The following is a 21,383-nucleotide window of genomic DNA, read 5'->3' on the forward strand; positions in this document are numbered from 1 at the left end:
ACCATGGCATCCCTGTTCGAAAGCTTCGATGACGACCTTGAGGATCTCGCCGAGCGCGCCGCCAGCCCCGATGCCGGCATCCGCCGCGTGGCGATGATGGAACTGGCCGAGGCGGTCGGCGCCGAGGCCAAGGTCCTGCTGCTCAAGGGGCTCGGCGACGACGATGCCACGGTGCGCGCCGCCGCCGCCAAGGCGCTGGACGAGCATGACGGGCCGGAGGTGGTGGAGGGGCTGGTGCGTTCCCTCGAGGATGCGGATGCCGAGGTGCGCCGCACCGCCGCCGAGACGCTCTCCGAGAAGAAGGAGCCCGCCTGCGGCCCGCTGCTGATCGCGCGCGCGGAGCATGCCGATCCCTTCGTCCAGGCCGCGGCCCTGCGGGCGCTGCGCGAGCTGGTCCTCCCCGATGCGCTCGCCGCCGCCCTGAAGGCCCTGCGCAGCCCGAGCCCGGAGGTGCGCCGCGAGGGGCTCGGCGTGATCGGCTACCTCAAGGCCGAGGAGGCGCTGCCCGCCCTGATCGCCACGGCGCGGGATCCCGACGCCGGCGTGCGCCGGGCCACGATGTCGGCCCTGGTCTTCCTGCGCTCCGGCGGCCCCGGTGTCACGACGCTTCTGGCCGGCCTGCAGGACGAGAATTGGCAGGTGCGCGAGGAGGCCGCCCTCTCCATCGCCAAGAGCCGGCTGTCCGAGGCCGTCGAGCCGCTGATCGCCGCCATGGCCGATCCGGTCTGGCCGGTGAAGACCAAGGCGGCCCATGCGCTGGGCCGGATCGGCGCCTCCGCCGCCGTCGACGTGCTCGGTCAGGCCCTGGCGTCCGATGTCAGCAACCTGCGCAAGGAGGCCGCCGCGGCGCTCGGCGAGATCGCCCATCCCCGGGCCCTCGCCTTCCTGGAGCGCGCGGCGGAGGATCCCGATCCCGACGTGCGCAAGCTGATCCGCTGGGCCATCGGCCGCTGCCAGGCAGAGGCCTGAGCCGGGCACGAGCCCGATCCGGCCAACTCGCCAGCATGATCCCTCTCGTCGGATCGGCGCGTATCTCGGCGCGCGGGTCGCGCCGGCGCTGGCGCCCCTCGCGGCAGAGGGGCCCTGAAACGAAGCGGGACGGGGCTCTGCTAACCCCGTCCCGTCATGCTGGGGAGCGTTTGAAGATCAGCGTCCGGTCCGAGCCGCCGCCGCCCCGAACATGATCCTCAGGCGCATTTCCCGGAAGGCGCCCTCCGCCCCATCCTCCTCGGTCAAGAGCGAGACGATGACCGCGACGAAGAAGGACAGGGGCATGCTGATGAGGGCCGGGTTCTTCATCGGAACGAACCACCAGGCTTGCGAGACCTCGGCGAGGCTCCGCCCGAGCACGTCCACTTGGATCGTGGGCGAGAGGCAGATCAGCAGCAGCGAGGAGAACGTCCCGACCAGGATGCTGGCGACCGCCGCCGAGGTCGTGAACCGCTTCCAAGTGATGGACAGCAGCAGGGCGGGGAAGTTGGCCGCTGCGGCGACGGCGAAGGCCAGCCCGGCCATGAAGGCGACGTTCTGGCCCTCGAACACGATTCCGAGGAACACGGCCAGGACGGCAATGGCGACCGTCGCGATCCGGGCGACGGTGAGTTGCTCGCGCTCCGGCGCATGGCCGTTGCGGACGACGTTGACCCAGAGATCGTGGCAGACCGTGGCAACCCCGGAGAGCGTCAGCCCGGCGACGACCGCGAGCATCGTCGCGAAGGCGACCGCGCAGATGAACCCGAAGAACCCGTTGCCGCCGACCGTGAGGGCGAGGAGCGGGGCCGCCATGTTGCCGCCGCCGCCGGCCTTGATCACGGTCTCGGGCCCGACGAGGACCATGGCCCCGAAGCCGATCACGAAGACCAGAAGGTGGAACGAGCCGATGATGCCGGTGGCGTAGAGGATCGACATCCGGGCTTCCTTCACGTCGGGAACCGTGAAGGCGCGCATCAGGATGTGCGGCAGTGCCGCCGTTCCGAACATCAAGCCGACGCCCAGCGAGATCGCGTCCCATCCGCTTCCCGCGACCTTGGAGCCCGGCTGGAGCACGCGCTCGCCGTATTTGTCGGCGGCCGCCAAGAAGAGCCGCAGCGGATTCATGTCGAAATGGGCGAGCACCAGGAGCGCCAGGACGAGCCCACCGAGGGAGAGAAGCACGGCCTTGATGACCTGAACCCAGGTGGTCGCCAGCATGCCGCCGAAGATCACGTAGGTGAGCATCGCCGTGCCGACCACGATGACCGAGGCGACATAAGGCAGGCCGAAGAGGAGTTTGATCAGCGAGCCCGTCGCGACCATCTGCGCGATCAGGTAGAGCAGGATGACGGTCAGCGTGCCGATGGCGGCGGCCATGCGCACCGGCCGCTGCCGCAGGCGGTAGGCGACGACGTCCGCAAAGGTGAACTTGCCCAGGTTGCGCAGCGGCTCGACGATCAGGAAGGAAATGATCGGCCAGCCGACGAGGAAGCCGATGGAATAGATCAACCCGTCGAAGCCGTTCGACGTGATGATGCCGGCGATTCCCAGGAGCGCGGCCGCGCTCAGGAAGTCCCCCGCGAGGGCCCAGCCGTTCTGCCACGCCGTAATCTGGCCCCCCGCGGCGAAGAACTGTTCCGTGGTGCGGGTTCGCCTGGCGGCCCAGTAGGTGATGCCGAGCGTCAGCGCCATGAAGACGAAGAAGAAGGTGACGGCCAGTGGATTGTTCGCTGCCTGCATGGTCCCCTCCTCAGTTCAGGATGCGGCGCACGGCCTGGTCGTAGAACCGGTTCGCCCAGACGACGTAGACGAGACAGAGCGCGAACGATCCGACGATGGTGCCCGCACCGAGCAGGATGCAGAGCGACAGGCCAGGCACCAGGATCGTCCCCATGATGGGCTTCGCGAACGCAAACATGCTCATGAAGCCAAAATACATCGCGATCATCACAACGCTCAGAACGAGCGCGACGCGAGATCTTGTTCGCGAGAGTCTTGCGAATTCTTCGTCTTTTTCGTGCGGGGCTATTCTGTCCGGTGAAAGCATGCTGCGCCTCCGTCAATCGGCGTATGGTCCGGCGAAACCCTTCCCGGAGACCGAAGCCTCCGAAGCCAGGGCGGCGTGTCTCGAAGACGGGTCGTGCCCGCGCCCTCAGTGGCCGCCGCGGCGATGCGGTTCGGCCGCCCGCTCTCCGAGGCCGGGTTGTGCTGTGCCGGCCCCCGGGCCGAAGGCGTCCGGACCGTCGCCGCTGTCGGCGCCGTAGCCCGAGGTCTGGACGGTCGCGTCGAAGCTGACCGGCTCCCGCGGCGTGCGGTCGACGTTGAGTTGGAAAATATCGAAGCGGTTGTAGTAGCCGACCACGTCGTGAAACTGCTTGGGTTCCACGCAGGCGGAGACGTCGATATCGGCATAGACGATGGCCTCATCGCCCTGATGCGGCTCCACGACATGCGAGCCGGTGGGGTCCAAGACCATGGACACGCCCGCGGGAGTCCGCTCGACGATGTCGGCCAGCGATGTGTCACCGCCGCAGACCGTCTCCTTCGCCGCCGCGTCCAGGACTGCGGAGCAGACGATGTTGAACACCTTGGCCTCGAAGGCGTGGGCTCCGGCGCGGATCTCGATGGCCCGCTTCAGATCGTAGGCCGCGCTCTCTCCCGGCGGCCGGGTCGGCCAAGCTGGCGGATAGGTCGAGATATGGACCTGCTCGCCCTGCGCCATCAGCGCGTATCGGGCCAGCGGATTGGTGTTCTCCCCGCAGATGAGCATGCCGATCCGGCCGATCTCCGTGGGCGTCACCCGCAGACCTCGGGCATCTCCGTTTGCCCAGACGAGCTTCTCGTAGAAGGTCGGCACGAGCTTGCGGTGGTGATTGAGGATAGCGCCGTTTCGCCCGATCAGGACGTTCGCGTTCCACAGGCAGCCGACGCTGGCCTCGGTGCTCTCGCTGAAGCCGAGCGAGACAAGGACGCCATGGCGCCGGGCGGCCGCACGTACCGCGCCGATCTCCGGCCCGTCGAGGCGGACGGACTGGGCCGCCAGGCGCTTGAACAGGTCGTGGTTGTGGATCGGGGCCCGGAGGGCCACCCAGAGGGGGAAGCCCGGCATGTAGCCCTCGGGGAACACCACGAGACCGGCACCCGCACGCGCCGCCTCGCCGATCAGGGCCACCGCCTTCTCGGCCGTAGCAGCACTGTCCAAGAAGACCGGGGCAACGTGGCAGGCGGCAGCCTTGAACTGCGGATACGGTACGGACATCGACGCGGCTCCAGATCGGGATGCCGCATTTGCAGCAGAGGCCGCCGAGGCCGCGAAGGCGGAAAATCCGCAACGGCCCCTGCAATCCTGCCGTCTCATGCTCAAAATCGGTTCAAGTAATCTGCCTCTTGCGTGAACAGGTCGGCCAGGAAGCGCGTCACCGCCCGGATACGCCCGACATGCTCGATGTCTTCGTGGACACCGAGATAAAGCTCGCGGCGTACGACGATATCCTCGGGCAAAACCGGTACGAGGGCCGGGTTGGTCTTTGCCGAGAAAAGCGGCAGCAGGGCGATTCCTGCCCCCGTCGCGACGGCGGTCTGCTGGGCCGCCATGCTGGTCGACCGGAAGACCACGTTCGTCGGCTTCAGGACCTCGAGCAGCCAATGCACCGGCTCGATGGCGACGAGGTCGTCGACATAGTCCACGAAGTCGTGGTCTTGGAGGTCGGCGCGCGACGCGGGTCGGCCGCGTCGCGCGAGGTAGGGTTCCGAGGCGAACAGGGCCAGGCGAAACTCGCCGACCCGCCTTACCTTGAGCCGCGGACCCTGAGGAGGCACAAAGGACACCGAGATGTCGGCCTCGCGTTTGGTCAAATTGATCAGATGCCGCTCGGTGACGAGTTCGACGACGAGGCCCGGCATGGTCGCGGCGAACTCGGCGAACTTGGCCGACAGGTAGAACGCGGCGATGCCTTCCATGCTGGCGACCCGCACCCGGCCGGCGGGCTGGGTGCTACCGGGCAGGCCGAGGGCCTCGGGCACGGAGAACATCTTCTGCTCGATGGCTTCCGCGATCACGAAGAGCTTGTGGCCGCCCTCGGTCAGCAGGAAGCCGTCCGAGCAGCGCTGGAAGAGCTTCGTGTCGAGGCTCCGTTCCAACTCGGCGATGCGACGGCTGACTGTCGTGTTGTCGACCTTGAGCCGGCGGGCGGCCGGCATCAGCCGGCCATGCCGTGCCAGCTCAAGGAAAAAGGTAAGGTCGTTCCAGTCGAACATCGGGTGCGCCGGTGCGAAGCACGGCCAGAATCTATTCCCTCTGTTTCCACGGTGGAAGCAATGACTTGGCGGTGGGGAGCCACGAACCCCCTCCCCCTGCTGCCTGGAGGCGCGCGAGCGAGTTCCAGCGGGATGCTGCCGGATCACCCTGTCGCTCTGAGGAGCGGGACGGCCCATGCGCGCTGCGCGTCTTGGACCTCGTTCCGTCCGGCCTTGACCGATCCCAGACCTCCGGCGCCGGGTTTGATCGACAAAGCCCGCGACCCTTCGCGGCTGCGACAAGCATCCCAAAAGAGGTTCACGGCGTCCCAACACTCTTGTTGAGGGAGATCTGTTTCGCGCGCGGCATAGTCAGTCGCACGAATGGCTTTTAAGCGCTCGGCCTGAAGTATCGTCTCATCGTTGTGGAGGCTCTCTGCCGTTGAGGCGCGAACAGGCAGGGGGATCTGGTGATCGCGAGGGGATATTTGCGCTTCGGGCTGCACGTCCTGCTGGCATCGATGATGCTCGCGGGCGTCCGCATCGCCCCGGCGAGCGCGCAGCAGGCGGGCGGCCTCGATCTCGCGACCTTTCCCTATTTTCCGCAGCGATCCTCTCCCGGGGCGCCGGTGGATCCTTACGGCTCTCTCATCGATCGTCCGTCCTTGGCGGCCGGCACGCCGAACGCCACCCGCCTCGAATTCAACGCGAACTGGGGCAACCGCGCCATCGGCCAGGGGGCCGCTCTCACCGCCACCGAGACGCGCAACGGCATGCCGGTCGACGGCCTCACCGGCCGCGGCGTCACCGTGGCCGTGATCGACTCGGGCATCGATGCCAGGTTTCAGACGGCCAACCCCGCCGATGGCTTCTCCAGCGTCCACCCCGAGTTTCTGAATCGCCTCGACATCCGCAGCAGGGCATTCATCGAGAACGAAGGGTCGTCGCTGGACATCTTCGACCGCGACGGACACGGCACCCATGTGGCCGGGACGGTCGGCGCGGCTCGCGACGGCGTCGGCATGATGGGCATCGCGCCGGAGGCGAACCTGCTGGTCCTGAAGGGGATCGGCGCCAAAACGGAGACGGCGTCCTTCGATTCGACGAGCGCCCTCGTCTACGCGGCGAGCCTTCCGGACGTCCGCGTCATCAACGGCAGCTACGGGCCGATGATTCCGAAGGGCTCGACCATCTGGAACACCGAGCAGGGTGGAGCGTCCCTCGATCGAGAGTACCGAGCGGTCTACGCCGCGTTGGCGGCGGGCAAGGTGCTCGTCTACGCGAACGGCAACGACGGCATCGACTCTCCGGTCCAGGCGCGCAATCCCTCCGGCGTGCCACTGTTTCCGTTCATCCGTCCCGCAAATGCGCGGTCAGGCGTCTACAACGACGCAGGCAAGAACTACGATTTCTCCGCGCTCGCGAGCCTCCCGGGCAGCATCGTGGCGGTCGCCAATCTCGATGCGAGTCTGACGATTTCTCCGAACTCGAACCGGTGCGGCGTCACGGCGCGCTGGTGCGTCTCGGCTCCGGGCGGTGGCGAGGGTTCGGGAGCCGAAGGCATCCTCTCGGCCTATCCGCGGACCCTTCCCGGCCTGCCGGGCCTGCCCGCCGGGACGAACTACGTCTACGAGGCCGGGACATCCATGGCCGCCCCGCATGTCGCCGGCGCGCTGGCGGTGCTGTTCCAGGCCTACCCGACCTACCTCGCCCTCGACATCGTAAGGCTGCTCTTCGCCACCGCCCAGGATCTCGGCGCGAAAGGCATCGACGATGTCTACGGGCATGGCCTGATCCGACTCGACCGCGCGCTGAGCGCGCCGCTGATCGATCCGAACGCCGCCGCGAACAGCGAGAGCCTCGGTGCGGGCGAGACGCGCTACTGGTCGGCACCGTTCACGGCGGCGGGCAGCCTCGTGGTGACGGGCGCGAGTCGCGAGCCGGGCACCGGCAGCGAACTGGTGGTCGCCGGCCGCACCACGGTGCGGGGCGCCGTGCGGGCCGAGAGCGTCGATATCGAGGTCGACGGCACGCTGACCACCCCCCATCTCACGATCGCGACCAACGCCTCCCTCAGCGGCGAGGGCGACATCTTCGGCAATGTCGATGTTCGGGGCCTCTTCAGCCCTGGCTCCGGCAATTCCGGCGACCTTGTGATCCACGGCAACCTCAGCATGGCCCAGGGCTCCGCGTTCCTGGCCTTTCTCGACGGTTCGGACCACGAGGAGGCCGGGATCGGCTACAGCTTGGCGGTCGTCACCGGCATAGGCAACACCTTCACCGCCGGCGGCCACCTCGTGTTCGATATGGTCGGCATGCCGGCCGGCACCGTGGTCGTCCCGCTCGGAAGCAAGATCCCCGTCGTCCTGGCCGAGAACGGCGCACGCATTCTCGGCCGCTTCGAGAGCATCGAGGTCACGTCCGAGAACGGCGCGACCGGTCTTCCCGACGCCTCGCGCATCGATCTCCTGTATCGGCCTGACGCCATTGTCGGCGCGGTCACGCCGGCGGCCTATGCACGCCTGGAAGCGAACGGCGTCGCGATGACCGGGCGCCAGCGGGCGGTCGGGGGGGCCCTCGACCGCGCCCGTGGTGCTCCGGGCGATCCGATGTCCGAACGGGCGCTCGACCTCTTCGATCCGCTGTTCGATCTCTCCGCGCAGGCGCTGCCGAGGGCCTTCGATCAGCTCTCGGGCGCGGGCAGCAGCGCTTCCGCGCAAGCGTCCGTGGAGGATGCCCGCCGGTTCGGCGGGGTCATCGGACAGCGCCTCGCCGCCGTGAGGGGCGGTACGGCGGGGGTGCAAGCGGGCTTCGCCCCCAATCTCGGCACCGTCGAGAGCGGGACCGGTGGCCTCTTCGTATCGCCGACGAACCTTCTTCCGACCCGCTTCGCGGCCCTCGACGGCGAGGCCGCCGCGGGCCTCGCCCCGATCCAGAGGGCCGGCGCGGGCGTCTGGGGGCTCGGGTTCGGCAGCGGCTTCCGGATCGGCCAGGATGCCTCGGGCCCCGGCCTGCGGGCGCAGGGTGGCGGCATCGCGTTGGGCGTCGATCGCGCCGTCGATGCGGAGTTCGTCCTCGGCGGAGCCTTCGGCTATGCGCGCTCCGGCGTGTCCTCAGCCGGCGTCAGGGGCAACGCAGACACCTATCTCGGCGCCGCCTATCTCGGCTTCCAGCGAGGCGGCCTCGAGGTCGATGCCAGCGCCGGCCTTGCCTATGCGATCCTCGACACGGTCCGTACCTTCCAGCCCTTCGGCACGCCGCTGACGGCGCGCCAGAAGGCGGATGGGCTCGGCGCCCTCGCCTCGGTCGAAACGGGGTACCGTGTCGCGATCCCGACGTCGGCGGGGCGCCTCGACGTCAAGCCGCTCGTCGGCTTCGCCTATCACGACCTGCATCGGGGCGCCTTCACGGAGACGGGCCGCTTCGGCCTCGGTTTCGCGGCCCAGACCTTCGGCCGGGCGACCACGCTCGTCGGCGCGAGGACCGGGCTCGACCTCGTCGGCGCGGATGGCCTCAGGTTTCGGCCGGAGCTTCGCATCGGCTGGACGCACGATCTCCTGCAAGCGTCTCCTTTCGGGACCGCGGCGCTGCTCGACCAACCTTTTCTCGCCCGTGACGCCCGGCCCGGCCGCGACGGGGCGCTGATCGAGGCGAGCCTCAGCGTCTGGTCGAGCGAGAGCGTGAGCGTTTTCGCCGGGTTCCGGGGCGAGTACCGGGCGCAGGGGGCCAGCCATCAGGGCCATGCGGGGCTGAGGCTCGCATGGTGAGAACGGCGATCTTGGCGGCGGGGCGGCGAACGCAAATCCGCCCCTCAAGACCCGCCGCGGATTCGCCGCGCGCGGCTGTCAAAACAGCTCGATCATCGATGTCTCGGTGTCCTGCAGCCGGGTACCGAGCGCTTTGGCGTCCGTCTCGCGCTGGACCTGTGACACGTAGCGGGCACGGACCGCCTCCAGCAGGCTATCCGGCTGGATCGGATGGGAGAGCTCGAAGCCTTCCAGCGACTGCCTGAGCGCGTCCAGCAGGCCGTGCAGCATGCGCACCGCCTCGCCCACCGCCTCGATCTGCTGCCGGACCACGTCTTGGAACTGGACTTGGCCGAAGACCATGAGCACCTGCTCGCCGACCTGTCCGCTCAGCGCCTCGATTTCCGCGAACTCGGCCTGCGCCATGCCGGCGACGGCCCGCGTTGTGCGCTCGGCGATGCCGTTGAGATCGGCCATCAGCGTCTGGATGCGCGTCTCTTCCGCCTGCGTGCGCTCGGCGTCGCGGGCCGCGACCACGACGCCTTCGATCGTCTGCTGGACGGCCGCGACTTGGCGTCGTGCCTGCGCGATCGCCGCCTGAGAGCCCTGGGCCAGGGCCTGGAGTTCGCGGGCGATGACCTGAAAGCCGATGCCGTGGCTGCCGGCGCGGGTCGCCTCGATATTCGCGTTGAGGGCGAGCATGCGCGTGGAGGCGCCGACCTTCTCCAGACCCGCGGTCAGCGCATCGAGGCTGCGCATCTGCTCGCCGACGCTGCAGATGGAATCGCGCTCCGCGCGGGTGCTCTCGAGGCGGTCGCGCAGATAGGCATTAAGGGTGCCGGCAAGGGCACGCAGCGCCGCGTCGCCATCCTCGGCGAGGCCGACCATGCCGTCGCGTGTCCGGGCGACGCAGGCGGCACTGCGGGCCTGCGCCGCGTCGAGGGTCTGAAGGGCCGCGATGATGTCGCCGGCCGCCGTTTCCGTCTGGGTGACGACGCTGTGCAACTGCTGCTCGGTCACGCTGAAGAAGGGATCGAGCTGCGCGAGCGTGGCGGCGGCCTCGGTCATCCCGCCGGAAGGCGCGGTCGGAACCGTGGCGTCCCGTGCCGCCTCCGGTGGAGCGGAGGGAGCCGCCGGCGCTTCCTCGGCCCGCGGCGGCGCACGATCGTCACGCTGCAGAAGCCGCACGGCCAGGCCGCCGCAGCCCGCATAGGCCACCCCATGAAGAAGGTACCATGGCTGCACGACATCAAGGAGCGAGAGCACGGTGCCTGCGGCCATGCCTGCGGCCATGCCTGCGGCCCCTCCGAGCAGGAGCGCCTTCTGTTCGAACCGGTCCAGGGGGAGGATGTCTGCGATCTGCATCGGGGCATGAGCCATGGAAAGGGGAACTGGCGTGGCAGCCCGAGACGCCGATCCGAGCTTGCGGCGTTGCATGCGCCGGGTCCGAGGTGGCCCGGCGGGAAATCAGGCGGCGCGTGGCTGGACGGCGGGCGCGACCTGCTTGATGACCTGCAGGAGCTTGTCGGGCTGGACGGGCTTCACCAGCCAGCCGGTCGCGCCGGCCTTGCGGGCCTCGTCGCGCTTCTCCTGCTGCGACTCCGTCGTCAGCACGAGCATCGGCACGAAGCGGGTGGGAGCGAGCTTGCGCAGCTCCTGGATCAGCTGCACGCCGTTGATGCCCGGCATGTGGAAGTCGGTGATGACGAGGCCGGGCACCAGGCCCGCCCGCACCTTGGCCAGCGCGGCCTCGCCATGGGCGGCCTGCTCCGTGGCGTAGCCGGACCGGGCGAGAATGCCGGCCATGCTCGACAGGATCGTCGGAGAATCATCGACAAGTAGGATCGTACTCATAAGACTCAACCCCTGATCAGAATTCCGGAGGACGGCCCTTTTTCGTTGAGAGGGCAGATTCGACAGTGAGGTCGCGTACAACGATGACTCAAACGAAGAATATGATTCTTTGGTAATCAGTTCGTTTCGTCGTTGTGTGCGGCTATTTTTTACTATAAGAGATAATCCTGCGGATCACATTTTCACAGAGTAGTTCAAAATCTTCAACAGAACGTGTTTTTGGTTTGAAATATTTGACGGGTCGCTGGTGTCCGAAGGCTTCGGCCAGGGCGATGTCGGACCGGATCCCGGCGAGCAGGCGCTCCCGGCCGAACCGGGTGCCGAGCTGCTCCAGGACCTCCCGCTGCATAGTCACCCGCAGATCGAGCTGGACGGGCAGGATCGACAGGCCCTGGAGGTCGGCATTCAGAGTGGTAGCGACCTGGAAGAAGGAACGCGCGAACTGGCTGACGCCGTCGATGGCGAGGTGGTGCAGGGTGGTGGGGACGAGGACATGGTGCGCGCTGGCGAGCGCGCTCACGAGCAGCGCGTCGGCGGTGGGCGCGGTATCGATCAGGATCACCTGATACATCTCGGCGAGCGGCTGGAGCGCCAGGGCGAGGCAGAGGGGCGGGATCGAGGCGGACACGCCCTCGAAGCCGCGATCGGCCGGCAGGATGTCGATGTTGGGATAGGCGGTCGTGCGGATACTTCCGGCAAGGGGCGCCCCGATGCCCCGGAACACGTCGTGCACCGTCGGCTGGCCGGGGGCCGCCTTCACGCCGAAGCCGAGACCGGCATGGCCCTGGCTGTCGAGATCGACCACGAGCACGCGGCAGCCACGATCACCGAGCGCGGCGGCGAGATTGACGGTGGTCGTCGTCTTCGCCGTCCCGCCCTTGCGGTTGGAGACGGCGATCACCCGCCCGCTCATCCCACGCGCTCTCCCCTCGGTGCCTCCGCCCGCGGCAGCCCGTCCAGACAGGCCGCGGCCGCGGGATCGGCCGGGCAGCCGCGGATCGTGGGGGCGGCCGCCATCAGCACCTGGAGGACGGCGGTGTGGGCCTGTTCGAGGCCGGAGAGATCGACGACGGGATCCGCCGCCCCGCGCAAGACGTCGAGCAGCCGCTCGGCCTCCTCGATGGGGCAATGCCCGGTGAGCAGAACGCAATCGTCGCGAAGGTCGAGGGGCATCAGACGAGGTCCGGCAGGTTGAGGATGAGGAGGACGCGGCCATCGCCGAGGAGCGCCGTGCCCGAGAAGCCCGAGAGCCCGGCGAGCAGCCCCTCCAGGGGGCGCACGATCACTTCCATCCGCTCGCGGAAGCCGTCGACGAGGATCCCGACCCGGTCCCGCCCGACCCGGACCACCATCACGGCCTCCTCCTCCGGCGGTTCGTCGTCCGCAGGCGGCAGGCCGAGGCTGTCGGCGAGCCGCACGAGGGGGATCACCGCGTCGCGCAGGACGAAGGTCTCACGCTGCTTGATGCGGTGGATCTGGGCATGGGGAACCTTCACCGTCTCGGCCACGGATTCCATGACCACCCCGAACTGCTGACCGCGCACCGCGATGGTCACGATGCGCGTCACGGCCATGGTGAGCGGCAGCTGCACGGTCACGCAGGTTCCCGCACCGACCCGGCTGGTCAGCCAGACATCGCCGCCCGCCTTGCGCACGGCGGAGCGGACCACGTCCATGCCGACGCCCCGGCCCGACAGGTCCGAGACCTCCTCCTTGGTGGAGAAGCCGGCGGCGAAGACGAGGTTGATCGCCTCCTCCGGGCTCATCTGCGCCGCCTGCTCGGCGGAGATCAGGCCGCTGCGCAGGGCTTTCTCGCGCACCGCCTGCGGGTCGATGCCCCGGCCGTCGTCGGAGACCTCGATGATGACGTTGTCGTTCTCCTGGCGCGCGGTGAGGCGCAGGGTGCCCTGGGCCGGCTTGCCCGACGCCCGCCGAGCTTCGGGGGATTCGATGCCGTGGTCCAGGCTGTTGCGGACCATGTGGATGAGCGGGTCGGCCAGACTCTCCAGCACGGTCTTGTCGGCCTCGGTATCCTCGCCCTGGATGACGAGCGCGACCTCCTTGCCGAGTTTGCGCGAGATGTCCCGGACGAGCCGCGGGAAGCGCTGGAAGACCTGGCTCACCGGCATCATGCGGATCGCCATCACGCCGACCTGCAGGCTTTGGGCGATGCGGTCGATGAAGGCGTATTGCTCCTTGATTTCCCGCCCGAGCTGGCGCGAGCCCGAGACCTGTTCGACCCGCTCGGCGAGATAGGCGAGGCCGTTCTTGGCCACCGTCAGCTCGGCGACGAAGTTCATCAGCGCATCGACCTTGCCCTGTTCCACCCGCAGCATGCGGGCCGGTGCCCGGCTCTCCTCGCCGGGCTTCGGCTCCGCCGGGCCGCGGGCGGGAGGCACGGGGTCCGCAGGCGGGCGTTCCGGTGCGGCGATGGCGATCGGCACCGGTGCAGACCGGTCGGCCTGCGCCTCGCGGGCGAGCAGGGCTTCGGCGAGCCGGGATCCGTCGCCGCCATGCGCGGCGAGGGCTTGGCGCAGCTGCGTCGCCCGATCGGGGGCGAGATGCGGGAGGCAGCGTTCGACGACAAGACGAACGGCCTCGAGCCGGCCTTCCGCGACGCCGTCGTCGGTGATCACGCCGAGAAGTTCGGCCTGGGCGATCAGGATCTCCTCGGCCACCCGGCGCAGCCCCGAGGGTGCCCCCGCTCCGGGGGCGAGAGGCGGCACTGCGTCATCCTCTTCCGCCGGTATCGGGCGGCCGCCCGCGACCGCCTCGACGAGGCGCAGGAGAAGACCGGCTTCCTCCGAGGAGGCGAGAATGGCGATCCAGCGCAGGGCAGAGGCCTGCCGGCTGCCGGGTCCGACGATCCGCAGGAGCGCGGCGGCCGCGGCGGCGAGGCCGTCCCGATCGTCGGCGGCGAGGGAGCGCCGCGCCCCGGCGGCGAAGTCGCCGAAGACCTCGGATCCGTCCTGCGGTCCCGTCAGCGCGATCAGATCGCCCGGCCGGATGGTGGCCACGCTGGTCTGGTCGCTGACGTAGCGAAGGTGGTCGGCGACCGCCTCTGCGGGGGCCGTGGAGAGCGCCTCGAAGCGCAGGACGCACAGGAAGGGGTCGAAGGTCTCGATCGGCGGGAAAGGTTGGCGCGCCACCACGCGCAGACGGACCAATCCGGGCGAGAAGGAGACGAGATGGGCCGGGTCGTCGCCGCGGAAGAAGCAGGCCTCGTCCGGCTCGTAGCTCCAGGCGGTGAGCGCTCTGCCGGCCGCCGCGCGGTAGGCCTCGCGCAGCGATTCCTCCGGCCAGCCGGCGATCCAGGCCGGCGCCGCGGCCGGCCCGGCCTCGAGTCCCGCCTGTTGCGGGGCGGGGGCCTCGAGCCAGCGGCGCAGGACGGCGACGCGCTCCGCCATCACCCCCTCCGCGTCCTCCGGCAGCCGCTCGCGGCTCTCGAGGGCGTCGATCCAGTGGCCGACGAGGTCGAGGCTGTCGAGCAGCCCGTCGACGATCTCCGGCTCCAGGGCGAGGGCGCCGGCCCGGACCTCGACGAGCAGATCCTCCGCCGCGTGGACGAGGGCGGTGAGGGGGGCCACGTCGAACAGCCCGGAGGTGCCCTTCAGGGTGTGCACCGCCCGGAAGATGTCGTTCAGCGCGTCGGCGTCCTGCGCCTTCTCGAGCTGCAGCATGCCGCTGCCGGCGACCTCGAGGAGCTCCCGCGCCTCGGGGATGAACTGGGCGAGCAGGGCGTTCTTCACGACGCGGCTCCGGCCATCACGCGCGCGGCCTCCGCCAGCACCTGCGGCTGGACCGGCTTGACGAGGTAGAGATTGGCCCCGGCCGCGTAGGCGCGGGCCCGGTCCTGCGGCTCGCTCTCCGTCGAGATCATCAGGGCGGGCACGCCCCGCAGCTCGGGGGTGACGCGGCCCTGGCGCAGGAAGGCGTAGCCGTCCATCTTGGGCATGTTCACGTCGACCACGAGCAGGTCGAAGCTCTGCGCGATGGCCTTCTCCAGGCCCTCGAAGCCGTTCACCGCCTCCTCGACGGTGAAGCCCGCCTCTTCCAGGACGTCGCGGTAATACATGCGGACGGTCGTGGCATCGTCCACGACAAGGACACGCGCCATCTCAGGCCTCCGCGTCGAAGGGTTTCTGGTAGACGATCGCCTCCGCGAACTTGCGGATGGCGAACAGCGACGAGATCCGGCTCATCGATTCCGAATGGCCGAGGCAGACGAAGCCGCCGGGCCTGAGGGCCTCGAAGATCGTCTGGGCGGCGTCGCGCCGCGAGGCGTCGTCGAAGTAGATGAGCAGGTTGCGGCAGAACACGACGTCGAAGCCGCGGAACTGCCGGGTCGACAGCGGGTCGGACAGGTTGACCTGGTGGAAGGCGATCGAGTCCCGGATGTCGGGGAGCACCTCGTAGGCGCCGCGCACCCGCCGGGTGAACCGGTCCAGCGTGGCCTTCGGCACGTGCTGCACGGCGCGCTCCCCGTAGAGGCCGCGCCGGGCCTGCTCGATCACCGTGGTGTCGATGTCGGAGGCGACGATCTCGATGTCGTAGCGGTCGACCTCGGCCCAGTTGTCCAGCAGCTGGAAGGCGATGGAATAGGGCTCCTCCCCGGTGGAGCAGGGAACCGACCAGATCCGCACCGGCGCGCCCGGCCGCTTGGCGCGCACGACCTCGGGGAGGATCGAGCGGATCAGGCAGTGGAACTGGTATTCCTCGCGGTAGAAATAGGTCTCGTTGACCGTCATCAGGTTGACGAGCGCCTGGAACTCGGCGCCGCTCGCCTGGAAGCGGAGCGTGTTGAAGTAGTCGCGGAAGGCGACCTGCCCGGTCGCCAGCATCCGTTCCTGCAGGCGCTTGTCCACGAAGTAGCGCTTGTTGTCGCCGAACATGATGCCGGTCTTGCGGTAGAAGAAGTCGCGGAAGCGCGTGAAGTCGCTCTCGGAGACGTCGGGGTTGTGGGCGGCGGGCAGCGCGCTCATCGGCACCGGGCCCGTCAGGCGATGCGGCGCTGGGCGGCCTTGGCCGCGAAGCGCAGGAAGGGCTCGTCGGGGAAGCGCGCCACCACCGCCTCGATCTCCGGGATCATCTCCGGCGTGCCGATCTCGGCGAGGACGTCGAGGGCGGCGGCGCAGACATTCACGTGCGGGTCGCGGGCGAGGGCGCGCAGGGCGAGGGTGGCCGCCTGCGGATGGCGCAGGGACACGAGCACGTTGACGGCGAAGATGCGCCGGTCGCTGTCGGGATGGTCGAGGCCGCGCTCCAGGGCGCCGAGCATCCCCGCCTCCATCATCTGCAGGGTCTCGATCGCGGCGTTGCGCAGCCAGACGTCCTCGCTGCCGAGCAGGCCGAACAGATGCTCGGCCGCCTCCGCCGTGCCGATCCGCCCGAGGGCGGCGAGGATCGCCTCGCGCACGCTGGTCTCGGGCTCGCGGGCGAGCTGCGCGGCCAGGGCGTCGATGGCGCCGACGGTATCGGGATCGGCGGCGAGGCGGCGGGCGGCCTCGCGCCGCACCGCCGCCGCGGGGGCGCCGAGGGCCGCGCGGGGATCCGGGAGGTCGTCCGCCGGAGCGGGGGCGGCGATGCGGCGGACAAGGGCCATGGCGACCTCAGGACACCCAGCTGACGAGCTGGGTCGGAATGGAACGGGCCGGGAGCGTGAGCGTCGCGCCCCCGCGGCGGATGAGCTCGGCCGGCATGCCGAACACGACGGCGCTCGATTCCGCCTCGGCGATGGTGCGGCCGCCGGCGGCGTGCAGCTCGCTCATCGCCGCGGCGCCGTCGTCGCCCATGCCGGTGAGCTCGACGGCGACGAGGCCCTGGGGGGGCAGCACCGCCAGGGCGGAGCGCACCAGGCGGTCGACGCTCGGATGCCAGCGCAGGGCCGGGTCGCTCGGCAGCGAGGCGACCACGAGCCGCCCGAGCCGGCGCTCGATCACCACGTCGGAATCGCCCTGGCCGATATAGACGTGGCCCGGGGCGAGGGGCACCGGCGTGGTCACCTCGCGGACGGTGAGGGCGCAGATCCGGTCGAGGCGCTGGGCGAAGGGGCCGGTGAAGGAGCCCGGCATGTGCTGGGCGATCACCACGGGCCAGGGCAGGTCCGCCGGCAGCTCGGGCAGGATGTCCTCCAGGGTGCGGGGCCCCCCGGTGGAGACGCCCATCAGGATGCAGCCCTCCGGCCGCCGGGCCGCCGGCGCGCGGCGCGGCTGGGCCTGCCGGGTGCGGCGCATGCGGTCGAGCAGCCCGTGGGCGCGCCGCGGCTTCGCCCGGGCGGCGACGCGGACCTTGTCCACCATCGCGTCGCGGATGGTGCCGATGTTGAGCGAGACCGTGCCCCCGGGCTTCTCGACATAATCGACCGCGCCGAGCTGCATCGCCTCCAGGGTCACCGCGGCGCTCTCGCTGGTCAGGGAGGAGACCATGACCACCGGACGGGGCGTCTCGGCCATGATCTCGCTGAGGCAGGTCAGGCCGTCCATCTCCGGCATGTTGATGTCGAGGGTGACGACGTCGGGATCGAACAGGGCGACCTGTTCGAGGGCGTCGCGCCCGTTGCGGGCGGTCCGCACCTCGGAGAAGCCGCTCTCCTCGAAGATCATGCGCAGGAATTTGCGCATCAGGGCCGAGTCGTCGACGATCAGGAGCTTGGTCATCGGGGCAACGGGGTCGGGTTGGCGTCCGGGTCCGGCCGCCGCGCCTCGCGGCGCGGCGGCCTCGGGGCACGCCGCCTCAGGCGGCGCGGCGCAGGTCGGCGACTTCGCGCCGGTTCAGGAGCCGGTCGACGTTCAGCATCAGGATGATGCGCTTGGCGTCGGCGAGGTTGGCGATGCGCTCGATGGCGCTGCCCTCGTCCTGGGCGAGGTCCGGCGCCGGGGCGATCGCCGAGCGGGGAATCCTCAGCACCTCCGAGACCGAGTCGACGATGAAGCCCGTGCGCACGTTCTCGATCATGAACACCATGATCCGCTGGCGGTCGTTGCGCTCGGTGTCCGGCAGCTGGAAGCGGCGGCGCTGGTCCACCACCGGCAGCACCGCCCCGCGCAGGTTGACCACGCCCTCGATGAAGCGGGGCGTGCGCGGCACGCGGGTGAGCTGCTCGGGCACCCGCACGATCTCGTGCACCGCGTCGATCGACACGCCGTATTCCTCGTCGGCGAGGCGGAAGACCACGAACTGTTCCTCCTCGTCGGCCGACACCGTCCCGTCCGTCCGCATGTCCCGCATCGTCTCCTCCTTCCCGGCCGTGTCGCCCATGGTCAGGGCCGCGCTGTCGAACAGGCGCTCCGCCGACAGGATCGAGACGAGGCGGCGGCCCTGGTCGATCCGGCAGATCGCCTCGATCTCGCGCAGGCCCCCCGAGCCCGAGAGCAGGTCCGGAAGCGGGTCCACGATCCCGCGGGCCACGCGCAGCACCTCCTTGACCGTGTCGGTCACGATCCCGACCGAGCCGTCGGCGGCGCCGTTCCAGGACACCACGACGATGCGGCTCTGCTCGCTGAGGCCCGCCTCGGCGATGCCGAACAGCCGGCGCAGGCTGACCAGGGGCAGCAGGCGCTCGCGCAGGGTGATCACGCCGATGACGTGGCGCGGCGCGTTGGGCACGGCGCTCACGATCTCCGGCACCTGCACGATCTCCTGAACGTGCTCGATCGGCAGGGCGTATTCCTGGCCCGCGAGCTCGAAGGACACGAGCTGAATCTCGTCGGAGGTGCCGCCGGCCTCGGCCTCGCCGCGGGAGCTGGAGAGCGGGCCGGCTTCCGCCAGCAGCTCCGCCCGCGGCCCGGCGACGACGGCGCGGGCGCCGCCGCTGCGCTGCAGCAGGCGGGCGGGGTCGATGATCATGACCATGCCGCTCTCGCGCTTGATCACCCCCGACAGCATGTCGGTGTCGACGCTGCCGCCGAGGCTCTCGGTGCCCTCGATCTCGCCGAGCTCGGCGGTGACCACGCTCGCCATGCGGTCGACGACGAAGCCGAAGGGCGTGCCCTGGCTGACGACGACGACGCGGGTGGCGTCGTCGTGCGGGCGGTCGGCCAGGGCGAACAGGCGGCGCAGGCTGGCGATGGGCAGGACCGAGCCGCGCAGGTTGGCGAGCCCGGCCAGGCAGGTGGGGGCGAGGGGCACGTCGACCATCTCGGGCAGCCGGATGATCTCCTGCACCTCGGCGAGCGGGACGGCGTAGGTCTCGCGCTCGATATGGAAGGTCACGAATTGCCGGACGTTCTGGCCGGTCTGGGCCGCGGCGCCCTCGCGCTCCGCGGTCTCGGGCTGGGCTGAGCTGGACATCGGATTCCCTCGATCCCGCTGCGCGGTCCGCGGACCGGCCGGTGCTCGCTGTGACGGGGGTCCGAAGGCGGTGCCCGGGGCCACCGCCTTCTCGGATCGTCCCGGCCGGAGGGCGCGGGACGCGCGCGGTTCGCTGGCCGGGGGCGGGCGTGGCGGAGGCCGCGCCCGCGCCCCGCGCGGCGGGCGACCGGATCAGTCCTGGTTCTGCAGCTCGTCGGCGAGCGAGGCGATCTCCTCGATCGCGGCCGCCAGCTCCTCGGCGCCCTTGGACTGCTCGCGGGCCGCCTGCTGCGCCTCGACCGCCGCCTGGCCCGCCTGCTTGGCCGCGGCGGCGATCTGGTCGACGCCGCGCTGGGCCTCCTGGACGTTGCGCAGGATCATGTCGGAGCCCTGGAGGATCTGCCGGTTGCCGTCGAGCACGATCACCATGTCGTCGGCGGTGGTCCCGAGATCGCGGGTGATCGCCTTGTTCTTCTCGACCTCGGAGGCGGCGGCGGCGGAGATCTCCTCCAGGTCGCGGCGGACGAAGACGATCTGGTCCTGGATCGCCTTGACGAGATCCTTGATCCGCTCGGCATTCTCCGAGGAATCCCGGGCGAGATTGCGGATGTCGGTGGAGACCACCATGAAGCCCTTGCCGAACTCGCCGGCCCGGGCCGCCTCGATCGAGCCGTTGACGGCGAGCATGTTGGTCTGGATCGCCACGGTGGTGATGGCGTCGACGATCTTGTCGATCTTCCGGCTCACCTGCTCCAGCGCGTTGATCTGCTCGCGGCTCTTGTTGGTCTCCTCCAGGGAGCGGGTGACGCCGACGACCAGGCCGTCCACCGCGGCCCGGTTCTCCTGGAGCTGGGCGGTGATCGCATCGCCGCGCTCCAGGGACTCGCGCGCCCGTTCCTGCGCCAGGGCGGCGCCCTTCTCGATCTGGGAGATCGCGGCGGCGGATTGCTGGGAGGCGGACGATTGCTGCTGGGCGCCGCGGTTGATCTGGTCGAGGGCGGTCATGATCTGGCTGGCGGCCCGGTTGATCTCCTCCACCGCCGAGGACAGCTCCTCGGCCGCGGAGGCGACCTCCTCCGCGCTCTTGCCGATATCGGTGGCGTTCTTCAGCTCGTCGGCCAGCGTCGAGAGCTCGGTGGCGGCCTGCTCGCTCTGCTCGAGCGCCGTGGTCTGCTGTTCGACCGTCTTGAGCGATTCCTGGCAGGCGGAGGATTGCTCCTCGGCCGCGGCGGCGATGGCCTCGGACCCCTTCTGGGCCTCGAGCGCCGCCTTCTCGGATTCGAGCGCGGCCCGGCGGATGTCGTCGCCCGCGCTCATGATCGCGACCATCGCGGAGCGCACGCTCTCGAGCTGCGCCGTGACCATCTTGCCCTTCTCCACCTCCTGCCGGCTGCTCTCGGCGGCGCCGTTGATGCCGTCGGCGATCACCTTCACGTCGCCCTGGATCCGGCCGATCAGCTCCTGGATCTCCTGGGCGCTCTTCTCGGAGGTCTCGGCCAGGGTGCGGACCTCGTCGGCCACCACCGCGAAGCCCTTGCCGTGCTGGCCGGCCCGGGCGGCCTCGATGGCGGCGTTGAGGGCGAGGAGGTTGGTCTGGTCGGCGATGCGGGCGACCGCGCGGACGATGTCGCCGATATTGGCGGCCTGACGCTCGAGCTCGACGATGAGCTTGACCGATTCCGACTGGCGCTCGGCGGCCGTGGCGATCGAGACGATGCTGGCGGCGACCTGCTGGCTGACCCCGGCGATCAGGGTCTGCAGCGCGCCGCTCTTCTGGCTGGAGGTCTCGGCCTCGTTCCGCGAGGCGACGATCGCCTCCGTGACGCCGACCACCGCGCGCTGCGACTGCTCGGCGGCGCTCGCCGCCTGCTGCGCGCCGCTGGCGATCTGCTCCATGGCCTTGCGCAGCTCCTCGGCGGCCGAGGAGGCCTCCGTGACGCCGCTGGCGAGCTCGGTGGTGGCCGCGGCGATCCGCTCGGCGGCCTTCTGCTGCTTGGCGTAGGTGCGCGCCTTGCGGCGGTGCTCCTCGTTGAGACGGCCGAGCTGGTTGAGGGTGCTGTGCTCACTGCCGCGCGCGAGCGATTGCTGCCCGGAAAGGGCGGCCTTTTTGACGAGAGCCATGGAGACGGTCCCTGGGCATGTGGCCAAGATTGCACGCCCCGGCACGGATCATGTCGATGATCCAGTCACCCGCGGAGCGGACGGATCATGGATAGTATTGCCTGGTTAATTTTTGGTAAATCTTGCGGCTATACGCGTAAATACGTCAAAATAAAATCACAAGTT

The 21,383-nt window shown here is 69.7% G+C and carries 17 protein-coding genes; 2 read left to right on the plus strand and 15 right to left on the minus strand.

Translation table 11 applies throughout. From position 1 onward, the window contains the following. Positions 1–3 precede the first annotated feature (3 nt). Positions 4–969: a HEAT repeat domain-containing protein gene (locus tag MFF21_RS12535; protein WP_238311447.1), complete on the plus strand. Its 966-nt coding sequence runs from the start codon at positions 4–6 to the stop codon at positions 967–969. Between the two features lie 177 nt (positions 970–1,146). Here the strand turns inward: MFF21_RS12535 and MFF21_RS12540 are convergent, their stop codons facing one another. The 4 genes from MFF21_RS12540 to MFF21_RS12555 form a co-directional block, all read right to left on the minus strand. After that, positions 1,147–2,712 carry a sodium:solute symporter family transporter gene (locus MFF21_RS12540; RefSeq protein WP_238311448.1) on the minus strand — a complete coding sequence of 522 codons (1,566 nt, stop codon included), beginning with the start codon at positions 2,710–2,712 and terminating at the stop codon, positions 1,147–1,149. Positions 2,713–2,722: 10 nt separating this feature from the next. After that, complete coding sequence (locus MFF21_RS12545) at positions 2,723–3,019, minus strand: DUF485 domain-containing protein (RefSeq protein WP_238311449.1); 297 nt, start codon at positions 3,017–3,019, stop codon at positions 2,723–2,725. A gap of 105 nt (positions 3,020–3,124) precedes the next feature. Continuing rightward, positions 3,125–4,231, minus strand: a complete 1,107-nt coding sequence (locus MFF21_RS12550; protein ID WP_238311450.1) for a carbon-nitrogen hydrolase family protein — start codon at positions 4,229–4,231, stop codon at positions 3,125–3,127. A 101-nt stretch (positions 4,232–4,332) separates the two neighbouring features. Further along, complete coding sequence (locus MFF21_RS12555) at positions 4,333–5,229, minus strand: LysR family transcriptional regulator (protein ID WP_238311451.1); 897 nt, start codon at positions 5,227–5,229, stop codon at positions 4,333–4,335. A gap of 449 nt (positions 5,230–5,678) precedes the next feature. On the opposite strand from MFF21_RS12555, the gene MFF21_RS12560 reads away from it, so the two are divergent. Then, on the plus strand, positions 5,679–8,975 hold the full coding sequence (locus MFF21_RS12560; protein WP_238311452.1) for a S8 family peptidase: 3,297 nt from the start codon (positions 5,679–5,681) through the stop codon (positions 8,973–8,975). A 78-nt stretch (positions 8,976–9,053) separates the two neighbouring features. Here the strand turns inward: MFF21_RS12560 and MFF21_RS12565 are convergent, their stop codons facing one another. The 11 genes from MFF21_RS12565 to MFF21_RS12615 form a co-directional block, all read right to left on the minus strand. Beyond that, positions 9,054–10,391: a methyl-accepting chemotaxis protein gene (locus tag MFF21_RS12565; RefSeq protein WP_238311453.1), complete on the minus strand. Its 1,338-nt coding sequence runs from the start codon at positions 10,389–10,391 to the stop codon at positions 9,054–9,056. A 30-nt stretch (positions 10,392–10,421) separates the two neighbouring features. After that, entirely contained in the window at positions 10,422–10,808 is a 387-nt protein-coding gene (locus MFF21_RS12570; protein ID WP_283206530.1) for a response regulator, read from the minus strand. Between the two features lie 142 nt (positions 10,809–10,950). Next, the gene (locus tag MFF21_RS12575; protein ID WP_238311455.1) at positions 10,951–11,721 is read right to left on the minus strand and encodes a ParA family protein; all 771 of its coding nucleotides are present in this window, start codon (positions 11,719–11,721) and stop codon (positions 10,951–10,953) included. Beyond that, positions 11,718–11,981, minus strand: coding sequence for a hypothetical protein (locus tag MFF21_RS12580; RefSeq protein WP_238311456.1), 264 nt, complete (start codon positions 11,979–11,981; stop codon positions 11,718–11,720). The genes MFF21_RS12575 and MFF21_RS12580 overlap by 4 nt, the downstream gene beginning before the upstream one ends. Next, positions 11,981–14,557 carry a chemotaxis protein CheA gene (locus tag MFF21_RS12585; protein WP_238311457.1) on the minus strand — a complete coding sequence of 859 codons (2,577 nt, stop codon included), beginning with the start codon at positions 14,555–14,557 and terminating at the stop codon, positions 11,981–11,983. The genes MFF21_RS12580 and MFF21_RS12585 overlap by 1 nt, the downstream gene beginning before the upstream one ends. Continuing rightward, positions 14,554–14,925 carry a response regulator gene (locus tag MFF21_RS12590; RefSeq protein WP_238311458.1) on the minus strand — a complete coding sequence of 124 codons (372 nt, stop codon included), beginning with the start codon at positions 14,923–14,925 and terminating at the stop codon, positions 14,554–14,556. The genes MFF21_RS12585 and MFF21_RS12590 overlap by 4 nt, the downstream gene beginning before the upstream one ends. 1 nt (position 14,926) lies before the next feature. After that, the gene (locus MFF21_RS12595; protein WP_238311459.1) at positions 14,927–15,790 is read right to left on the minus strand and encodes a CheR family methyltransferase; all 864 of its coding nucleotides are present in this window, start codon (positions 15,788–15,790) and stop codon (positions 14,927–14,929) included. Between the two features lie 14 nt (positions 15,791–15,804). Continuing rightward, positions 15,805–16,410 (minus strand): HEAT repeat domain-containing protein, encoded by a 606-nt coding sequence (locus tag MFF21_RS12600; protein ID WP_238311460.1) that lies wholly within the window; start codon positions 16,408–16,410, stop codon positions 15,805–15,807. Positions 16,411–16,417: 7 nt separating this feature from the next. Further along, positions 16,418–17,464, minus strand: coding sequence for a chemotaxis-specific protein-glutamate methyltransferase CheB (cheB, locus tag MFF21_RS12605; protein WP_238311461.1), 1,047 nt, complete (start codon positions 17,462–17,464; stop codon positions 16,418–16,420). 76 nt (positions 17,465–17,540) lie between these two features. Further along, positions 17,541–19,097, minus strand: a complete 1,557-nt coding sequence (locus MFF21_RS12610) for a chemotaxis protein CheW (RefSeq protein WP_238311462.1) — start codon at positions 19,095–19,097, stop codon at positions 17,541–17,543. A 192-nt stretch (positions 19,098–19,289) separates the two neighbouring features. Continuing rightward, positions 19,290–21,218 (minus strand): methyl-accepting chemotaxis protein, encoded by a 1,929-nt coding sequence (locus MFF21_RS12615; protein WP_238311463.1) that lies wholly within the window; start codon positions 21,216–21,218, stop codon positions 19,290–19,292. Positions 21,219–21,383: the final 165 nt, after the last annotated feature.

Source organism: Methylobacterium organophilum, from assembly GCF_022179465.1.
Lineage (GTDB): Bacteria > Pseudomonadota > Alphaproteobacteria > Rhizobiales > Beijerinckiaceae > Methylobacterium > Methylobacterium organophilum.